We start from the raw sequence: 18,710 nt of genomic DNA on the forward strand, positions 1-18,710 counted from the left end.
TTTCAAGGGATAACGCGACTCAAATTATTTTACGCGCGTAAACGTTGGGCCTCTTCGGGAGTCAAAAACTGCTTTTCTATCATGATGTGGTGCGAACCAAAATATAAACGCTGATCCACGAGCAAAGTATGAGAAGCGACACGTTTGCCGCCAAAATGGATTCCGTTTTTTGAATTGAGGTCATAGACTTGAATAAAATTATTGGGATCAATCTCAATCATACAATGAGTTGAAGAAAGGCTAGGATCATCAATAGCAATATCATTTTCCTGGCTACGGCCAAGATAAGTTTTCTTTTTTAGCTCAACAGTAGTGAGCTTCATCTCGCCTTGATAAAAAGCAATATGAATAGACATGCAATGACTCCTCTATCGTTAATCATTGACCTGAGATAATTTACTGTCAATTGTGAAAAGATTTTTTTTGTCCGACTTCTTACTCGGACACTGAAAGGATTAACCTCTATGAATGAAGCTCTTGTGAAGTTTGATAAGATTTGTGAAAACTTTTATGCATCATGAGTCCAACGAAAGCGCAAAGAAGCCAAATCCCTCCACCAATAAGAATAGATGTGCGAACCGAAGTAGTACGAATCAACCAAGGCGAAATAAGGGTGAAGATCAAAGTCATGCTCGACTCTGAGGCCAGGCGAAGTCGAAACATTTTAGTCAGGTCCTGCACTTTAAATTTTTTCTGGAGCATATCAATAAAGGCCAGGTCATTCATCGGCCCAAAAAATCCTGCAAACGCTGAGGCCAGAATAATCCATTCAACATTAGGAGCAAGGCCAATTAAAATAAAACCAGTTCCTAAAAAGAGCAGTCCATAAAAATAAAGCCCCCATAGTCTTTTTCTCTCCATATTCCCAAAATAAAGAGCGCCAATAAAATTCCCTACTCCATACGAGGCCATGACTAATCCAAAATAGCGGGCATCATTGCCACTCATCTCATGCACTAAGAGTGGAAAGCCAATCGCGATAACCAGGTTCCAGCAACCAGCAGTGACGGCTTTAGAAAAGAAAACGTAATCCATTCCCGGAACACTGCGGGCCAAATGGAAACCTGAAAGCACGGCCGTTTTAAAATTGCTCTTGGGCATTTTTGAGTAATCCATCGGCGGGATGTATTTCTTTAAGGAATAAACACAGTAAGCTGACACACAAAATGTCACAGCATCGATAGTGAAGAAATGAATCATCGGAATAAAGGCCGATAAGAGCCCCACAATGGCAGGGCCAATCATGCGGGCCATGCGAATAGTTGTACTCATTAAACCATTCGTTGACTGCATCAACTCTGCACTACCTGCAAGAATTGGAATAAGCCCTTGAGTTGCAGGATCAAAAAAAGCGCTGAGTCCTGCCAGTGTAAAGGCCATCACCCACAAGAGAGCTAGTGGCGTGGGCATAAAAAAAGAAACAATGACTGGAGTCAGAACAATAAGTGCCCGGATAAAATCCACACACATCATTGTTCGCCTTGGATTCCAGCGATCGGCCCACTTGCCACCAATAAAAGAAAGCAACATGAGTGAAGCAGTCTGCCCTGCTGCCAGATAACCTGTGTCGGGGCCCATAAGCCCTACAGCAAGCCAGATGAGACCTACGCGATAGATTTCATCGCCAATAGAAGAGAAGGCCTGGCCAAACCAGAGACGCAAAATTTGAGGCTGTTTTAGTGCCTTGATCATGGAGGATAAACTATCACTAATTTCTAAAGTCGCCTCGGGAAATATACCCGAGTAATATATTTTTATTAGTCTGTAATATTTATTTAAAGACATTTTTATCCGATAGGTCTTCCATGAAAAAATCAAATATCACATTCTTATTTTCACTCTTTCTTCTTGCCTCTGGATGCGCACAGCTTTCTGAATCAGAGAGAATCCCCGCTTCTGGAGCCACAAATATTGTTTCAACTCCCAAAAGCATTGGTTTCATTTTTTTAGGTAAGACCAAAACACTAAGAGAAGAGATTTCTTCAGCTAAGTATGTTTTAGGTGAAGATATTGAACGCGATAGAGTGCTTCAAAAAGACTGGACACCTATTGGTGATTTTATTGTAAGACCTGGGACAGTTTTAAAGCTGACAAAAGACACCTATATGTACACAAAGGCCGCTGACATCATCCGCGGCGTCGATAAAAATAGCGCACTTTTTCTAAAAGAAGGCACTAAAGTGCGTATTCTGCAGTACAACCAAAGCTCATTGACTGCGACAATTGCCATCATTGAAGTGTTGGACTAATTCTCACACCGCAACATTCTATTTAATCCGAATGAAAGACTTCATTTTTCCTAAATATCTTATATAGTATTGGGCATAACAATTTTTTGGAGATTTTATGAAGAAGAGTTTATCCCTGATCGCTATGATGGCAGCTGTGCTTGTAGTTTCAAGCTGTGCAAGTAACAAAACAACAACTGAAAAAGTAGAACAAGAAGTCAAAGCTGTTCCAGCTTCAATGACAAAATCAATTGAGCACACAGTAAAAGAACAAATCCAGGCCTCTGCTCTTTCTCAAGATAAAAAAGACAAGCTTCTTGCTCTTGAAGAAAAAGCAGCAGCTGAGCGCAAAGAAATTACAGAAGAAATCGAAAAAACAAAAGTTGTGATGGTTGAAACTGTTCTTGCTCCAAAAATGAACGAGAAAGAATTCAACACCCTAAGAAACAAAATCAAAGCTCTTGATAAAAAGAGACTGGACAATGGTTTTAGAACTCTAAGAGAAGTTCGTAAAATCATCGACCCAAAATCAGCAGAGCACCAAGAGATCTACAAAGCAGTTATTGAAAACCGCCTAAGAGGCTTCTAATACTAAGGCCCCTCACCCGAGGGGCTTTTTTTTGCCCAAATTTCACATTAAATTCTTTTAATCCTTTTTAAATTTCTTCTTAATCCCATGAGAGCAAGATGATTTCATGAACAAAGCCATTCATGGTGAGTGACTTTCAGTAAAGGAGAGATTTATGAAAAATGCATTAGTCATTATGGCCCTAACACTTTCATCAATGAGTGCTTTTGCAGGAACAAAAGTTGAACACAATAAAGAGTTAAGAAAAGTAGCCTATGAATCTTGTAAAGCAGAAGGAAAAATCAAAAAGGAATTAAAAAACTGCGTGAAAGAAAAACTGGCCCAACCATCAACACAATCTACTGTTAACAAATAGTAGATCTTCTCCCCCCTCATAGAAACACCGGTGGGAAGTTATACTTCCCACCTCCCTACACGCTCTGCCCAATGAAAAAGTGCATTCTATATACAATCTCTTAGATAGATTACCCATCGCATATAAAGGTTTAAACTTTAAACTTCCCGAATCAAGTGCTAAGTTTGCCAAATGAAACACGCAATTGATCCAAACACTTTCAAACGCTTTAGTACTCGCACCGTTGTTATTCCAGTTGTCGGCTCCTTTATCCTTTCAGGAATTTTTGTCTATATCATCTTCCAACTTTTATCGGCCAATCACTTAGTTGTTCAAAGTGCCCGTGTCTTAAGACAGGTCAATGAGAATATGAAATTGATGGTTAATGCAGAAACTGGAGTGAGAGGATATTTACTCACGGGAGATGAATCTTATCTCGAGCCTTACAATACAACTATTAAAAGAGGGCCTGAGCAATTCAGCAAACTGATTGCAATGACCGAGGATAATTTAGGTCAAACCAACCGTGCTAAAGACATGCAGATTGCTTTTAATGCCTGGAACGAATACGGTGCCAAGGCGATTGAATTAAGACGCACCAACAAGGACATTGAAAAAATTCTTCCGGCCATTGAAGGTAAAAAACGCATGGATGCCATCCGTGCTATCTTCACCCGTTTTGATGAAGTTGAAACTATTATTCGTGATAAAAGAAATCAGGAGACTCAGGAAACAATCAAACTAGCTCTCTCTGTTATCCTTGGTTGTAGTCTTATTGGTGGAATCGCTATTGCTATTTTTACCAGAAGACAACTGACCTCCCTCTCTTCGACATACAACAACGTTATCCAAAAACAAGTTGAACAAAACCAGGTCCTGGAAGCGCAGGAATGGATTCAAACTGGAAAGACTGAATTAATGGACAGTATCAGTGGGGATATTTCAGTTGAAGAACTTTCAAATAAAGTTCTTAAGTATCTCTGCAATCGTCTCGATGGAAAAGTCGGAGCACTTTATAATGCTGAATCAGGGATGCTGCGTAGAACGGGCACCTATGCTTTTACCAAAGACCCGGAAACCGCCATTGTTAAATTTGGTGAAGGCCTTGTGGGACAAACTGCTCTTGAGAGACGCCTTATGGTGATCTCTGATATCCCTGAGCAATACCTGAGTGTCTCTTCAACAATCATGACTGCAAAACCAAATCAAATTGTTTTGCTGCCACTTATCGCAGAAAAAACAATTAAAGGTGTTTTGGAAATCGGGTTCCTTGGGCGTGTTTCTGACAGAGTACTGGAGTACTTAGACGAAGTCGCTGACAGCATCGCTATCGCTCTTCGCTCTGCTGAGTACCGCGCGACCTTAAATAATCTATTGGAAGAATCACAAAGACAAACAGAAGAGCTTCAGGCGCAACAAGAAGAACTTCAGGCCAATAACGAAGAGCTGGAAGAGCAAACCAATGCACTTAAAGAGTCTCAGTTAAAACTTGAATTGCAGCAGTCTGAACTTGAACAAACGAACCAGCAACTGGCAAAGCAAAGTATTGAGCTTGAAAATCAGGCCGATGAAGTCAATCGCAAAAACGAAGAGCTTCGTCAGGCACAGTTAAGACTTGAGCACAAGGCCCGCGAGCTGGAACAATCTAGCCAATACAAGAGTCAGTTCCTGGCCAATATGTCCCACGAGTTAAGGACGCCGCTAAACAGTACACTTATTCTTTCTCAGCTTCTCCTTGAAGATAAACGTCAAAGACTGGGCGAAGAAGAAAAAGAATTTGCTCAAACGATCTTCTCTTCGAGCAATGATCTACTCAACCTGATCAATGACATTCTTGATCTTTCAAAAGTTGAGGCCGGAAAAATTGACCTTGAACCAGAAGATATTATCTTAAAGGATTTCTCTGACAGCATAGAAAGGCTGTTTAGGCCAATGGCCCAAAATAAGAGTATTGATTTCAAAATCAATATTGCTCCAGGCACTCCTGCTTCTATTTTCCAGGACCGCCAGAGATTAGAACAAATCTTAAAGAACTTAGTATCAAACGCGATTAAGTTCACCGACAAAGGCTCAGTTACAATTCGTATCATGATAAAAAATGGACGCATCGAATTTTCAGTCATCGATACAGGAATTGGTATTCCATTCGAACAACAAGAAATTATCTTTGATGCTTTCAAGCAGGCAGACGGGACAACCAGCCGCCGCTTTGGCGGAACAGGTCTGGGGCTTACTATCTCTAAAGACCTGGCAAAACTTTTGGGTGGCACGATTTCCGTCAGCAGTGAACCTGGAAAAGGAAGTATCTTCACACTTAATCTTCCAGAAAAGCACGATGTCGATGCTCTTTCAGAAGCAACTCTTCCGTCGCGTTTAGAAAAATCCGTTATCGCACCTACTCCAGTCATTACTCCAAAAACGAAAGAGCCTCTTCCTCCAATGGAATACAAGCCTCTTCCTTTTGAGGATGATAGAAATAGAATCAACGATAAAATTAAAATCCTTTTAGTGGTTGAAGACGACACTAACTTCTCTAAGATTTTATACGACCTCGGGCATGAACTAAAATTCAATTGTCTTGTGGCGCAGACTGCAGATGAAGCGCTCAGAACGGCAGAAGAATTCTTACCTCAAGCGATTCTGCTTGATATGCATCTGCCGGACAGAAGCGGTCTGACTGTTATTGATGATTTAAAAAACAATCCAAAAACCAGTCATATCCCTATTCACATTATCTCTGCTTTAGACCATGCCAATATGGCGCTTAAAATGGGGGCCGTTGGTTACCTGAAAAAACCGGTTTCAATCAACGACATCAAAATGGCCATTTCCAAAATGGAAGAAAAACTCACTCATGGGCTAAAGAAAGTTCTGGTGGTTGAAGACAATAAAGTTCAAAGAGAAAGCATTAAAGAACTTATTCAAGACAAGACGGTCGAAGTTATTATGGCAGAAAATGCGACAAGCGCTCTTGAATCTCTAAAGAAGCATTCATTCGACTGTATGATTTTAGATTTAAATCTTCCAGGTATGACAGGATATGAACTCTTGGAAAAAATGACTGCTACTGAAGGCATCTACTCGCCTCCGGTTATTGTCTACACAGGAAAAGACCTTTCTAAAACTGAAGAGCAAAAGCTACAAAGATACTCCCAGTCCATTATTTTAAAAGGTGCTCACTCTCCGGAAAGACTTTTCAGTGAAGTCAGTCTCTTCCTTCACCAGGTTGAAGATAAACTTCCTAAAGATCGCCAGAAGATGCTGCAAAAACTTCGTAGCAGAGAAAAAATCTTTGAAGGAAAAAAGATCCTCCTGGCCGATGATGACGTCAGAAATATCTTTGCCCTAAGTGCTGCTCTTGAAGGACAAGGTGCAGTTATTGAAACAGCAAGAAACGGAAAAGAGGCCCTGGATAAGGTGAAAAGCGACCTGGGAATTGACCTGGTGTTAATGGATATCATGATGCCTGAAATGGACGGATACACGGCCACTAGAGAAATCAGAAAAGATCAACGATTCGCGAAACTTCCGATCATTGCCGTTACTGCTAAAGCGATGGCCGATGATCAGGAGAAATGCCGCGAGGCCGGCGCCAATGACTACCTGGCAAAGCCGGTTGATTTAAACAAACTCCTTTCTCTTTTAAGAGTGTGGATGCCGCAAAACGGACGAATATAAACAATGATGGAAGGACAAGTCTTCGACATTGAAGTGAAGCTTTTTATTGAAGCAGTTTTTATGAAGTACAAGTACGACTTCAGACAATACAGTCTTGCCTCAGTTAAGAGGAGACTTTCCAACGCCCTCATCACTCACAATATAAAAACAATTTCCGCTCTTCAGGAAAAAGTTCTTCATGAGCCGGAGTTTTTCACGGCCATTTTGCAACACATGACCATTTCAACAACTGAAATGTTCAGAGACCCATTATACTTTAAAGCTTTCAGAGAAAAAGTTGTTCCCTACTTGAAGTCTTACCCGTCGATTAAAATCTGGGTCGCAGGCTGCAGCACTGGAGAAGAAGCTTATTCATTTGCTATCATTCTTAAAGAAGAGGGGCTTTTAGAGCGCGTGATGATTTATGCTACCGATATCAATCCACTCTCTCTCGAGAGGGCCCAGCAAGGTATTTACCGACTGGAAGATATCAAAAAGTACACACAGAACTATCAGGAGGCCGGAGGTCTTCATAGTTTTACGAATTACTATACCGCCGACTACAATGCAGCGGCGATTGATCCGTCGTTAAAAAAGAGCATTATCTTCGCTGACCATAGCCTGGCGACAGATTCAGTATTTTCTGAAATGCAGTTTGTTTCATGTCGAAACGTGCTTATTTATTTTGATAAAAAATTACAAAACCGTGCCATTACTCTTTTTCACGACTCTTTGTCGATAAAAGGATTTTTGGGAATTGGTTCTAAAGAAAGTTTAAAATTCTCATCAATGAGCTCGGCCTTCGAGCCATGGGCCAACAATGAGAGAATTTACAGGAAGCTTAAATAAATGAAACACCACAAGCCTCATATTAAGGCCATTTTTGTCGGTGCTTCTGCCGGAGGTGTGACTGCGCTCAATGCACTTTTTAAAAGTCTTCCGGAAAATTTCACCATTCCCATGATCGTTGTCCTTCACTTAGGTGAACACCAGTTCATCCCTAATGCTTTTTATGCCCCCCCTGGAATAACGCTCAAAGAAGCTGATGAAAAAGAGCCTATTATGCCTAGGCATATTTATTTTGCACCGGCCGATTATCACCTTCTGGTTGAGCACGATTTCACTTTCAGTCTTTCTACAGAAGAAAAAGTCCAGTATGCCCGCCCCTCTCTCGACATTACCATGGAGACAGCAGCAGAAGCTTATAAGAGCTCTCTTTTGGGAATTGTTCTTACAGGTGCTAATGAGGATGGAGCTCATGGTTTATGGACCATTAAACAATTTAAAGGACTCGCGATCACTCAAGACCCTCGCGATGCTGAATACCCGACAATGCCTCAAGCGGCATTTAATAAGGCCAAAGCGGATTATGTCATGTCGATTAAAGAAATGAGCACTTTCCTGGCCGGATTAGAAGGAACATTATGAGTACTGAAAACACCATCAACATCCTTATTGTCGACGACAAACCTGAAAACTTGATTTCTTTGGAAAACATTCTTCAGGAAGAAGATGTTAACATCTACAAAGCTCAGTCTGGAGTCGAGGCCCTTGAACTGCTTTTGGTTCACGGTTTTGCTCTTGCTATCCTCGATGTTCAAATGCCGGAAATGAACGGCTTTGAGCTGGCAGAATTGATGCGTGGGAAAGAAAAAACCAAATCGATTCCTATCATCTTTGTGACCGCTGGAGCTATTGATGCCCAACACACTTTCATGGGATACGATGCCGGTGCCGTAGATTTCTTATACAAGCCTCTGGACATCAGAATTGTAAAAAGTAAGGTGAAGGTTTTTAAAGAACTCGAAAAACAAAAGCTCATTATTCAAAACCAAATTGACCAACTCTCGCAGGCACTTAAGTGGCGCGATGATTTCCTCTCTATTGCTTCTCACGAATTAAAGACGCCGATCACTTCTCTTCGCCTGCAAAACCAACTGGCGATGAGAAATTATGAAAAGATGGACATGAAAGCTTTTACTTCTGAAAAGCTTAAAAAGATTTTCACGAACTCAGGTAAGCAGCTCGATAAGCTTACCCACCTGATCGATGACCTGCTGGATGCCACAAAAATCCGTGCAGGAACTCTGACAGTGGAGCCTATTAAAGCAAACTTCGCAACTCTTATGACTGAAGTGCTTGACCGCTACTCTGACCAGCTGGCGGCCATGAGATCTATTAAGATTGATATCCAAGACCCGGTCATGGTTTATTGTGACCCTTTTAGGGCCGAGCAAGTTGTGGTGAACCTTTTATCTAATGCTTTTAAATATGCTCCGGGATCTAACCTTGAAATCAACTTGAAACAAGAGGGCACCAGTGCCATCTTGAAAATCAAAGATGAAGGCCCGGGAATTCCAAAAGAAAAACTTCTAAGCGTTTTTGAACGTTTTAAAAGAGGTAGCAACAGTGAACATGTCAGTGGTTTGGGATTAGGTCTCTACATTGCCAAGCAGATCATGGATGCTCATCGCGGGGCGATTGCCATAGAAAGCAACTTAGGTAAAGGAACAATGTTCATTGTCTCTTTCCCTGCTGTTAGCGAGTAAAAGGCATTAATTTTTTTTAATCCCAATTAAATATCTTATTAATATCCTGGGCGCACTATGAACTCATGAGATTGGCCATTCACAATGAGTGACTAGAGACACACAGGAGATAGATATGAAAAATGCACTAATGATTGCTTTAGCTTTAACTTCAATGACTGCTTTTGCCGGCACAAAAATCAACAGAGAACAAAGAAAAGTAGCAGTGGAGTCATGTAAAGCTGAAGGAAAAACAAAAAATGATTTAAAGGCATGTGTTAAGGAGAAGTTAGGTCAGCCATCGGCCACGCAGCCAGCTTCTCAGCAACCAGCGACTAAGTAATTAGCTTCTGGCACTCTCCTTTTTAATCGGCGGGGAAGGCTTGTTCTCCTTCCCCGTCTTTGTCGTGAATTAAGCTCCACAACACTTCTTGAATTTCTTCTGACTTCCACATGTGCAAGGATCATTGCGACCGACTTTCGGTTGATCACGCATGATCGGCTTTAAAGGCTCATGATGGTGGTGATTGCAATGAGGTCCGTGAATATGAACGTGACCATGGTCATGCGCTTTAGCCTCTTCAGAGACTTTTTCTTGTTCTTTAGTTGAATTCATTTTGACTCCGTAACAAAGATGAAAGTGAAAAGAAAAGGCCGGAAAACCGGCCTTTCGTATGGATCTATTTACCGTGACATTTTTTATATTTCAAGCCGCTTCCGCAAGGACATGGCTCATTACGGCCAACTTTCGGAGTTTCTCTGACGATTGGAGTAAGAGGCTCGTGCTCTACTTCCGGTTCTTGCTCGTGTCCATGTGGGTTTGGATCATCATGCATAGTCTTAGCGATTTTTAGTTTAAGAAAATCGTTTTGTTCAATTGTCTTAATGTTTTTATTTTCAGCGCTAGCTACTGGGATTGAAATTGTTTTTGCTTCAGGAGCTTTTTTAACTGCTGGTTTAGCCGCAGGCTTTGCTACTTTTTTAGGAGCTGCTTTTGCTTCAACTTTTTTAGCTGGCGCTTTTACAGCTTTCGTTGCTGGCGCTTTTTTCGCTACAACTTTCTTTGCTGTTTTTGTTGCTGCCTTTTTTGGAGCTGCTTTTGTTGTAACTTTTTTAGGTGCCGCTTTTTTTGCGACTACTTTTTTAGCTGCTTTTTTAGCAGTTTTCTTTTCCGTTTTTTTAGCAACTTTTTTTGCTGCCTTTTTTGGTGTTGCTTTTTTCGCCGCTGCCTTCTTTACAGTTTTCTTTACAGTTTTCTTTACAGTTTTCTTTGCTGCTTTTTTTGCAACTTTTTTAGGTGCCGCTTTTTTTGCTACTTTCTTCTTCACTGCCATTTCGATTCTCCCGTAGAATTAAAACTCAAAGCCACCTACAAGTATGCTACAGGGGGCGATACTGGTCAAAATTTATTTATGACACTTCTAGTTGTTCTTGACATATTTGCAAATGAATTGCAATATTTGGCAAATTAAATAATGCAAATCAATTGCAAAAAGGACAAATTATGCCTACGGCACTCAACGCGACAACATTTGAAGAACTCTACTCAATTCATCAAAAGGAATACAACATTGCTCTTATGAGTGTCGCTCCCTTTGAACCTCAAAACATAAAAACGTATTTGGAGAAAAATTTCGAACAACTTCCCCAAATGTTCAAATGTATCATTTCAAAAGACAATTTCGATGAATCAATCAATCAATCAATCAAGCAAGCAACTAGATGAGATTTTCTATATTCTTGACGACAACGAGGAAAAGATGGAATTCATCAATTACATCAAAACTCTGACTTCCCACTATGCAGATATCTCAGATGCTCCCGACCTGGGGCTCAGCCTGGAAAAAGTCCAGGGAGATATGTGTAAGTACTTTCATTGCGATATGAATTCCTTGAGACTTGTCTATAACCTCATCGGACCTGGCACACTTTGGGCCTATGAAGAAAATGTGAGACGTGAAAACTTAGGTAAAGGAAGAAACGAAGAGGTCATTAAAAACCAAAACCAGATCCAACAGGTCTCACCTCAAACGATCACACTTTTAAAAGGTCACGCCCACCCAACGGCTTTCAACCAGGCCATCGTACATGCCTCTCCTCCGGTGTCAGTGACTAAAGAAAAAAGAGTCTTGCTAAGAATCGAATCAATATTCTAACGAGACATCCCGGGTAGTATTGTAACATCTCAAAAACTAAAGGTTTTACTTATTGTCTTTTTTACATACGGGCTACCCGATCCCAATCCCTTTAGATAAGGTCACATCAAATTATTCAACTGATGAGACCCTATGAAAAAGCTATTTCCATTTTTAATAATGCTCATGCCTCTTGTCTCTTTTGCTGAGACCAAATTATCGGCCGATCTTACTATCGACAGTCTTCGTTTCCAGCGCCCGGTTAAAGGTGTGGGTAAAGCTGGAACTCTGATTTTTAAGAGTGCCAATGTAAATAACAACGGCATTATCCTCAACATCAATAACGTAAATAACTTTTTTGATTCACAAATTTTTATCAGACCAACTTTCCTTGGTTTTACGACTCAATTTGGAAACTACGGTTTCACTCTGGAAGATGGGAGCCTTTTAGGAACGATCAACACACTTGAACTTACCAATTCAAAACTTATTCTTGATGAAACTCAACTCAATCTTGCCGGAGAACATGTGGCCTACGTCGATGCAGAAAACAGCATCAATATGAAAAATTTCCGCCTTTACTGCCAGACTCCAGTGTTGGAAGGAACTCCTGGCGGAAGTTCAAACGACATCATGGCAAACTGCGCGAGCTATTTAACTCTTAACGGAAGTTATGCCCTTGCAAATGACACTGCCATTCTTGAATACAAAGGCCTCAACAAATTAACAGGTGATAAAACCACACTTAAATCAAACGTAAAATCTTTTGATATCAGAAAAGATAAACTCTCTTTCAAGCTGGATCAGACAGAAACTGTCAGTAACGGCACCTACATCATTAAGGCCAGTCAGGTTGTCGCTGATTGTGCAAAAGACCCTGCTCTCAAAGAACTAAACATTGAGAAGCTTCAAAAAGACTGTTTAAACAAAATCAAAGTGGCCCCTATGAAGGCCAACTTGATCGACAACGAAGCTAAGAGTAAATTTGACCTGGATATTAAAGACATCACAGTTCAAGATAAGATTGTTTACCTTTCACTTAATAACGGGGCCCTTTCTGACCCGGCATCGACGACTTTTATCAATGACATGTTATTAAACTGCAAAAAGGAAACTGACACCGACTTGCTGGAACTAAACCAGGTTCTTAAAGACTGTACAACATACGCCCGCATATCTATTGGCGAAATTAAAACGACAAAACCAGATGACAAAAAAGGAAGCTCGATTAAAAAAATCGCTATCAGCTCTTCTGCTGGTGATTTGATCGTTCAGGCCGACGTCAAAATCCTGGGATTTAACTCGCGCGTTTCAATCTATGGGCTAGTGAACTTCAATGAATCTAAAAATGAGCTGGTTATTACAGTAACCGATACAAAGCTGCCTCTGGGCTTTACATCTGTCAGCATGCTTATGTACTTTTTAAAGAGAAGCTTAATTTCCAAAGATATTAAATATAATAAAAACGTTATCACTATCGCTATGTAAGGACTTTTATGAAAAAAATGATTATCGCTCTTTCTCTTGTTCCAACACTAAGTTTTGCAGGCCTTTACAACTGTTCAGGCGCAGGCTTTTCAATTGACGTTTCTGCGAATCCTTCCGAAATGAAAATTGTTGGAAATGGATTTAACACTGTTACTCAGAACTTAAAAATGACAGCGACATTTGACACAGTCTTTGCTGCTAACACGACAAATCCAGCGGCCTCAGTTCGTTTAACAATTAAAGACTCAAGTTTTGCCAATCCGGGAGACCGCTTTACTTCAAGTGTGCAGGTTTCATCTGCTCAAGGAGTAAAAGACTACACCGGACTGACTTGTATTCGCGGAAACGAATAATCTATCCTAGGATTTCTCTTGGGAGTCTCTCTCCCATAAGAGATAACCAGACATTTTTCTAAATGGTCTTGCCCACTCTTTTCCTTTTATTGCAGCGACAAGCTTAAATATGAGAGGAAAAGGGGTGGGCCTTTTTAGTTCTTCAGAAAGTTCATAATAAAATCTCTCTTGATTTAACTTCCATCCTTTTGACTCAAAAAAACCTCTCCAGTTTTCAGGAAAAAATTGAAAAGGAGAATTTTTAAGACCTTTCATTTGTTTTGGATTTTGTAGAAATTTATAAGACATCGGAGAAATGTATTCACAAATCCAGTACTGGAAACTTTTAAAGGCCTGCAGATCTTCCGAGAGTTCTGCCACCTGAAGTTCAGTTAAATACGGAAGGACTCCCTCTGTTAAAACAACAATGCGCTCATTTTTTGAGGCAAGAGTTTCCAGAAGCTTCCTTCTCTCCTCTCTATTGGCCAGGTCCATTCCAACTCTTTCCAGTTTACATGTTGGCGTATGAACTCCAAGCACTTTACTTTTATGTTCGATAATATGGGGGAAATCAATTTCAACCCAATTGATATGAGCGTCCAAATTCATGCGATAAGGCCTGCTATCAAGCCCCGCTCCCATATTTATAAAAGTGGTCACTCCTCTAGCTATTAAATCGCGGATCATTTGATCAATGATGTAAGTTCTCATCACCACTGTCCAATTCGTCCACCTATTGACTTTCGTGTGGGCCTTGGCAAAAGCTTCTGCATGCTCACTCCCTAAAAGATCCTTGGCGTATGGGTCTTTAAAGATCGCATCTTTTCTCTGTGTCTCCAGTACGCGGTAATAAGTCACCCATGCCGATGTATCTGATACGTCTTTAATCATTTTGCATCCTCAAAAATAGGTTTGGTTGATTGAATCAAGTAATTAATGACATCAATCGGCCAGGTCTCGATATGTTTATAGAATGCCTTACGGTCTTTTTTATACATCGCCCTCAGAGCTTCTTCATAACCCTGCAAGTCTCCCGCAAGAATCATCATGATCTGATAAGCGCGATCCTGAATTTGTTTGATACTTTGAGTGTTCGCCGCTTTTTTAATCGCCTCGTCCACTAAAGTGCGCAAGGTTGCCGATGCCCCTCCTCTTTGAGTGGCCAACCATTCCCAATGACGGGGAAGAAGAGAGACTTCTCTTGAAACCACTCCTAACTTCGGTCTCCCCGGCCCCGATGAATCCAGACTTCCTGGGGAAGTGTAAACCTCAAGACGCTTCATGATTTCCTGTTTGGTTCCATGAAAGTTAAAATCAATGGTCTTCCCAGTGGCGTCACTGAAAATCAAGATGGAGCTGTTGGAAGCTTTGCCAATAAACTTTTTTACCTCGAGAACGACTTCCGAGAGATCTCCCTGGCAAAGTAAAGTGTGGCCATTAAACGCTGTGAATGTGATTTTTTCTTGAATTGTCATGTATTGAATATTACCCGGGTTTTATTCCCTTGTCAATTTAACCCGGGTAATATTAATGGACCCTTATAATTTTGTCTCTTGATGGCCAGGGCTAAACAAATTTAAGAAGTAAAACACTCGGTGATTTATTTTAAGGTTCCCTTCAGGATTGCAATGGAAAAACTTAATGTTTATCACTTAAAACAAGGCAAAAAACAGCCGATAAGGAAGTGAAGACTAAACATAAAAATCATCACAGAGAACATCCTTCATGGAATTCAATAGAAATGCCCTCATCATCGACAGTTCCAATGAGGATAGAGAGCTTTTAAAAGATAAACTTCTCAAGGCAAGTGCAAAAAAAATTATCGTCTTTTCACTAAACGGACGTCAAAAGCTTACTGAACTGACAGCTCAACACAAAATCAAATGCCTTTACATCAATGCAAACATAGGGAAAAAAGATTTATTCTTTATTCTTAAATACTTTTCAATGCTAAGAGAAAAGGATGGAATTGAAACGGCCATCTTCATCGCCTGTGACGATTACGAACTCCTGCAGGAAATTACGAACGAATTCAATCTCAAAAACACGCAGTTCCTGCACATGCCTTTAGACACTGAAGACCTGGTTAAAAAGATACAAATCGCCACACTTGGAAAAGTTGAAGCCGTGGCCAAAAAGGCAAGCTCTGATCCTCTCAATATCGATCTTGAGTTCGTGAATGTCTTTATCACTAACACTAAAAAAGTTTTAACAGACATGGCACAAATCAAAGAACTCACTCACTCTGCCCCAATGCTCATGTCCAATCTCAAAGAGCCACTGAATATCGCAATCTCATCAAAGATCTTAATCTCTTCGACTTACTTTAAAGGTAGCTATTATATCGCCTTCCCAGAAGAGACTTTCCTTGCACTATACAACGTCGTCGTACAAGAAGCTCAAAGCAAAATTACCGATGAAAACAAAGACTTTGCCAGCGAGCTCGCCAACATCATCTACGGGCAATGTAAGAAGAAATTCTCAGACGATGGTCTCAACCTGGAGATGGTCATCCCTTCACTTCACCTTGGTGAAATCCAATACAAGGTTGTCATTGTTATCCCTTTCTCGTGTGATCTGGGGAAGTTTTATCTTGCGGTGGCGCCGGGGTTAATTTAACTCCCTAGAAGATGAACCGAAAAAGATCTCTGCCATACTTTAGAAAAGGCCATGGAATAGCGGATAAAATTAAGGCCATTGAAAGAAGAAGTGTTATTGATAAGACTTTAAAGCGCTTTTCGATAGGTGACTTTTTAAGCGCAATCATTCTACCGACATGAAAAGTGGCAATAGAAGACAGCATGCTGGTAATATGCTCAATCGTCCAGAAACGCAAAATAGGATCATGGAGAGCAAGATTCATGTCACTCCAGCCTATCTTAGGCAGAGGACTTAAAAAGCCATAGAGGCAAATCCCCATTGCTATTTGATAAGAGAGGACTTCATTAAAGAGACTTAAGGCCTTTTGATCTGAGCGCTCCCAGTTTTTATTTCTCATCCACCCATGAAGAACAATCGCGAGCAAACGCAAACCTGCGACGACCACGATCCATCGAAACCATGAATGAACAAAAAGGAACACTTCGTACATAGGGGTAATCTGGCAAAAGGTTTAGGGCATGTAAATGCAACAAAGAGTTGCTCTTACTTTAGGTTTGGAGCTTCACCTTTTAAGGCCGAATCCCAATGCTCAACAGCCTTTCCATCCTTGATTCTCCACATATCAAACCAAGTTGTCGTGTAGTCATTCTTTGGATTCTTCTCATCTTTTACCGTGCGGGCAAAGGCCACAGTCACTAAGTCCCCTTCCGCAACAACCGATACAACTTTATATTGTTCGATCTTTTCTGGAATGGCCGAAGGTTTTACCTTTCTGACTTTCGTAAAATAGTTCACAACACTATCTCTTCCTGAAGCTGCGTTCGGATTGTATTGAAGATACTCTTTGGATAAATATTTTTCTGCCAGGTCCCAGTGATTCGCTTCGAGTAAATCGCGAATGATGTGATAGACAACTTGTTTATTAGCGTGGAGTTTTGGGTCCGGGCTAGTGAATAGTGATTCTGGATTATTTGATCCTCTGACAACTTCTTGCGCGAAACTAAAATTTGAAACTGCAAGAACACAAACTGCCACAATCAAACTAACTTTTTTCATAACCATCCCCTTTTTACATCTATTCTAAATCCACTAACCCCATTTGAAATACCATTTCTTTTATTTTTATCCAGATTCTAGGCAGGCCGAGCAAGGACGAAGGAGCATACGCCCAGTATGTGACTGAGTCCGCGACGAGTGCCTAACGACGAAGATGGATAAAAATAAAAGAAATGGTGGACCCATGCGGGATCGAACCGCAGACCTCAACACTGCCAGCGTTGCGCTCTCCCAGCTGAGCTATGAGCCCACTTACGTGAAGACCTATTATTGAATAAAATTTTCAGCTTTTCCAGTTTTTAGATCAACTTTCTTTAACGCATGATCTCCAGTTTCCACAACAATCAATTTCCCGTCTGAAACGAGCACATCGTTTGGCTCTTTTAGTCCACGGGTCAGAGTCGAAAGCTTCCCACTCTTCACATCGTAAACACGAATGGCATTGTTATACGTATCGGCCAGGTAAACCTTATCAGCCGTCGCAAAAACCCCGGTCGTATGTTGCATTAGAGCACTCGCCTTATCCCCATCTTTAAGCCCAAAATCAAAAAGCCCTTTCCCAATTAAGGTCGTAATCTTTCCGTGGTCTAAAACACGCAGAGAGCTCGTCTCCGCATCAACAAAGTATAGCTTTCCATTAACTAGAGAAAGCCCCGACGGCTGCGATAAAGAGTTAAACGGCAAGATCCCATCATTAATTGATTCTTCCCCGCTTCCGGCCACCACGCGGGCCTGTTTCGTTTTGATATTAAAACCTAAAAGTTGATGAGTTCCGGCCATGGCAATGGTCAACTCATCTGGCGACGTGAATTTCACATCCCAAGGAGAGGCCCAGATGCTTCCGCGTTTCCCGTCGCCTCCGATAGTCGTGATTTTTTTTGTTTTAAAATCGTAAGCGCGAAGAGCATTGTTTGCTGTATCGGCAATATAAAGAATACCATCTTTAAAAGCTGTTCCCTGAGGACGGGAAAGTGTATCAGGAGTAAAACCTTCTTTCCCGCTTCCAATGCGCATGAATTCTGTGCCATTTTTTTCAAGTCCAACAATCTGGTGGTGACTTGAATCAGTTAAGAAATAAACTGAGCGAGCAGGCTTCCCATCAAGAGAGAAACTTCCCACTTCAATAATCTTTGAAGGAAACTTAAAGCGCATTTTATGATTGTCATCTTCAACAGCGACGATCTTTTGATTGATCTTTCCTTTGAAATTCTTAACCAATGCCGCGATGTCTTTATCCAGGTCATCTCTATGCCCTTCTCCTGAATAACCTTTATAAACACGCCCATCAGGTGAAACCAGCACCAATGTCGGCCAGGCCTGAACACCAAAAGCATTCCAGATTTCAAACTTTGAATCATTAATCACCGGGTGATGAATCCCGTAGCGGGCGGCGGCCTTTTTAATTTCAAAATTTCCCTTTTCGTTATCAAACTTCGCAGAGTGCACACCTAGGATGACGAGATCTTTCGGGTATTTTTTTTCCAGGAAGTCTAAGTCTGGAATCACTTGCATGCAGTTGATGCAGCCGTATGTCCAAAAGTCGACTAAAACGATTTTCCCCTTGAGATCGCCCACCTTAAGTGGCGATTTTGTATTGAGTATCGGCGCTGTTTCTAAGAGCACTTTTAAGGCCGTCGTGTCGTTTTTCCCTTGGGCAAAAGTATTAAAACTAATAGCAAGAATAAGTAAAATAAATAGATTCTTCATTAGATGCTCCTCATACATTCTTGACCAAAATTGACGTGAGCGGAGTCTTCCTGAT

Annotated in this window: 21 protein-coding genes, 1 tRNA gene and 1 pseudogene; 13 read left to right on the top strand and 10 right to left on the bottom strand. The window is 41.0% G+C overall.

Annotation, left to right across the window (positions count from 1 at the left end; genetic code table 11):
* Positions 1-29: 29 nt before the first annotated feature.
* Positions 30-356 (bottom strand): FHA domain-containing protein, encoded by a 327-nt coding sequence (locus C0V70_RS12620; protein WP_102244220.1) that lies wholly within the window; start codon positions 354-356, stop codon positions 30-32.
* A gap of 106 nt (positions 357-462) precedes the next feature.
* Positions 463-1,692 (bottom strand): MFS transporter, encoded by a 1,230-nt coding sequence (locus C0V70_RS12625; protein ID WP_158649674.1) that lies wholly within the window; start codon positions 1,690-1,692, stop codon positions 463-465.
* Positions 1,693-1,805: 113 nt separating this feature from the next.
* Here C0V70_RS12625 and C0V70_RS12630 point away from each other — a divergent pair, with 113 nt between their 5' ends.
* The 8 genes from C0V70_RS12630 (at position 1,806) to C0V70_RS12665 (ending at position 9,679) form a co-directional block, all read left to right on the top strand.
* A complete protein-coding gene (locus tag C0V70_RS12630; protein ID WP_102244222.1) occupies positions 1,806-2,249 on the top strand; it encodes a hypothetical protein in 444 nt (147 codons plus the stop codon).
* 97 nt (positions 2,250-2,346) lie between these two features.
* Positions 2,347-2,817 carry a hypothetical protein gene (locus C0V70_RS12635; protein ID WP_102244223.1) on the top strand — a complete coding sequence of 157 codons (471 nt, stop codon included), beginning with the start codon at positions 2,347-2,349 and terminating at the stop codon, positions 2,815-2,817.
* A 154-nt stretch (positions 2,818-2,971) separates the two neighbouring features.
* A complete protein-coding gene (locus tag C0V70_RS12640; protein ID WP_102244224.1) occupies positions 2,972-3,172 on the top strand; it encodes a hypothetical protein in 201 nt (66 codons plus the stop codon).
* A 171-nt stretch (positions 3,173-3,343) separates the two neighbouring features.
* Positions 3,344-6,829: a response regulator gene (locus C0V70_RS12645; protein WP_102244225.1), complete on the top strand. Its 3,486-nt coding sequence runs from the start codon at positions 3,344-3,346 to the stop codon at positions 6,827-6,829.
* A 3-nt stretch (positions 6,830-6,832) separates the two neighbouring features.
* The gene (locus C0V70_RS12650; RefSeq protein WP_243733560.1) at positions 6,833-7,657 is read left to right on the top strand and encodes a CheR family methyltransferase; all 825 of its coding nucleotides are present in this window, start codon (positions 6,833-6,835) and stop codon (positions 7,655-7,657) included.
* On the top strand, positions 7,658-8,236 hold the full coding sequence (locus C0V70_RS12655) for a chemotaxis protein CheB (RefSeq protein WP_102244226.1): 579 nt from the start codon (positions 7,658-7,660) through the stop codon (positions 8,234-8,236).
* Positions 8,233-9,357 (top strand): hybrid sensor histidine kinase/response regulator, encoded by a 1,125-nt coding sequence (locus C0V70_RS12660; RefSeq protein ID WP_102244227.1) that lies wholly within the window; start codon positions 8,233-8,235, stop codon positions 9,355-9,357. Before C0V70_RS12655 ends, C0V70_RS12660 begins: the two co-directional genes overlap by 4 nt.
* A 115-nt stretch (positions 9,358-9,472) precedes the next feature.
* On the top strand, positions 9,473-9,679 hold the full coding sequence (locus C0V70_RS12665; RefSeq protein ID WP_102244228.1) for a hypothetical protein: 207 nt from the start codon (positions 9,473-9,475) through the stop codon (positions 9,677-9,679).
* 69 nt (positions 9,680-9,748) lie between these two features.
* Here C0V70_RS12665 and C0V70_RS12670 read toward each other — a convergent pair whose 3' ends face one another.
* On the bottom strand, positions 9,749-9,952 hold the full coding sequence (locus C0V70_RS12670; RefSeq protein ID WP_102244229.1) for an SEC-C metal-binding domain-containing protein: 204 nt from the start codon (positions 9,950-9,952) through the stop codon (positions 9,749-9,751).
* 64 nt (positions 9,953-10,016) lie between these two features.
* Positions 10,017-10,103 (bottom strand): annotated as a pseudogene (locus C0V70_RS19365) (SEC-C metal-binding domain-containing protein); the annotation flags it as partial.
* 737 nt (positions 10,104-10,840) lie between these two features.
* Here C0V70_RS19365 and C0V70_RS12680 point away from each other — a divergent pair.
* The 4 genes from C0V70_RS12680 to C0V70_RS12695 all read left to right on the top strand — a co-directional run bounded on the left by C0V70_RS12680 (position 10,841) and on the right by C0V70_RS12695 (position 13,312).
* Positions 10,841-11,062, top strand: coding sequence for a hypothetical protein (locus C0V70_RS12680; protein ID WP_102244231.1), 222 nt, complete (start codon positions 10,841-10,843; stop codon positions 11,060-11,062).
* Positions 11,022-11,492, top strand: a complete 471-nt coding sequence (locus tag C0V70_RS12685) for a DUF1826 domain-containing protein (protein ID WP_102244232.1) — start codon at positions 11,022-11,024, stop codon at positions 11,490-11,492. The genes C0V70_RS12680 and C0V70_RS12685 overlap by 41 nt, the downstream gene beginning before the upstream one ends.
* Before the next feature lie 132 nt (positions 11,493-11,624).
* Entirely contained in the window at positions 11,625-12,959 is a 1,335-nt protein-coding gene (locus C0V70_RS12690) for a hypothetical protein (RefSeq protein ID WP_102244233.1), read from the top strand.
* An 8-nt stretch (positions 12,960-12,967) separates the two neighbouring features.
* Entirely contained in the window at positions 12,968-13,312 is a 345-nt protein-coding gene (locus C0V70_RS12695; protein WP_102244234.1) for a hypothetical protein, read from the top strand.
* Between the two features lie 6 nt (positions 13,313-13,318).
* Here the strand turns inward: C0V70_RS12695 and C0V70_RS12700 are convergent, their stop codons facing one another.
* Together C0V70_RS12700 and C0V70_RS12705 are read right to left on the bottom strand one after the other, a co-directional pair.
* On the bottom strand, positions 13,319-14,182 hold the full coding sequence (locus C0V70_RS12700) for a class I SAM-dependent methyltransferase (protein ID WP_102244235.1): 864 nt from the start codon (positions 14,180-14,182) through the stop codon (positions 13,319-13,321).
* Positions 14,179-14,766 carry a DUF2239 family protein gene (locus tag C0V70_RS12705; RefSeq protein WP_102244236.1) on the bottom strand — a complete coding sequence of 196 codons (588 nt, stop codon included), beginning with the start codon at positions 14,764-14,766 and terminating at the stop codon, positions 14,179-14,181. Before C0V70_RS12705 ends, C0V70_RS12700 begins: the two co-directional genes overlap by 4 nt.
* 250 nt (positions 14,767-15,016) lie before the next feature.
* On the opposite strand from C0V70_RS12705, the gene C0V70_RS12710 reads away from it, so the two are divergent.
* Entirely contained in the window at positions 15,017-15,910 is an 894-nt protein-coding gene (locus C0V70_RS12710) for a chemotaxis protein CheX (RefSeq protein ID WP_102244237.1), read from the top strand.
* A 4-nt stretch (positions 15,911-15,914) separates the two neighbouring features.
* Here C0V70_RS12710 and C0V70_RS12715 read toward each other — a convergent pair whose 3' ends face one another.
* The 4 genes from C0V70_RS12715 to C0V70_RS12730 form a co-directional block, all read right to left on the bottom strand.
* Positions 15,915-16,382, bottom strand: coding sequence for a hypothetical protein (locus C0V70_RS12715; protein ID WP_102244238.1), 468 nt, complete (start codon positions 16,380-16,382; stop codon positions 15,915-15,917).
* A 53-nt stretch (positions 16,383-16,435) separates the two neighbouring features.
* Positions 16,436-16,948: a nuclear transport factor 2 family protein gene (locus C0V70_RS12720; RefSeq protein ID WP_102244239.1), complete on the bottom strand. Its 513-nt coding sequence runs from the start codon at positions 16,946-16,948 to the stop codon at positions 16,436-16,438.
* 174 nt (positions 16,949-17,122) lie between these two features.
* A tRNA-Ala gene (locus C0V70_RS12725) sits at positions 17,123-17,198 on the bottom strand.
* 17 nt (positions 17,199-17,215) lie between these two features.
* Positions 17,216-18,655, bottom strand: a complete 1,440-nt coding sequence (locus tag C0V70_RS12730; RefSeq protein ID WP_158649675.1) for a thioredoxin-like domain-containing protein — start codon at positions 18,653-18,655, stop codon at positions 17,216-17,218.
* Between the last annotated feature and the right edge of the window lie 55 nt (positions 18,656-18,710).

Source organism: Bacteriovorax stolpii, assembly GCF_002872415.1.
GTDB classification, from domain to species: Bacteria; Bdellovibrionota; Bacteriovoracia; order Bacteriovoracales; family Bacteriovoracaceae; genus Bacteriovorax; species Bacteriovorax stolpii.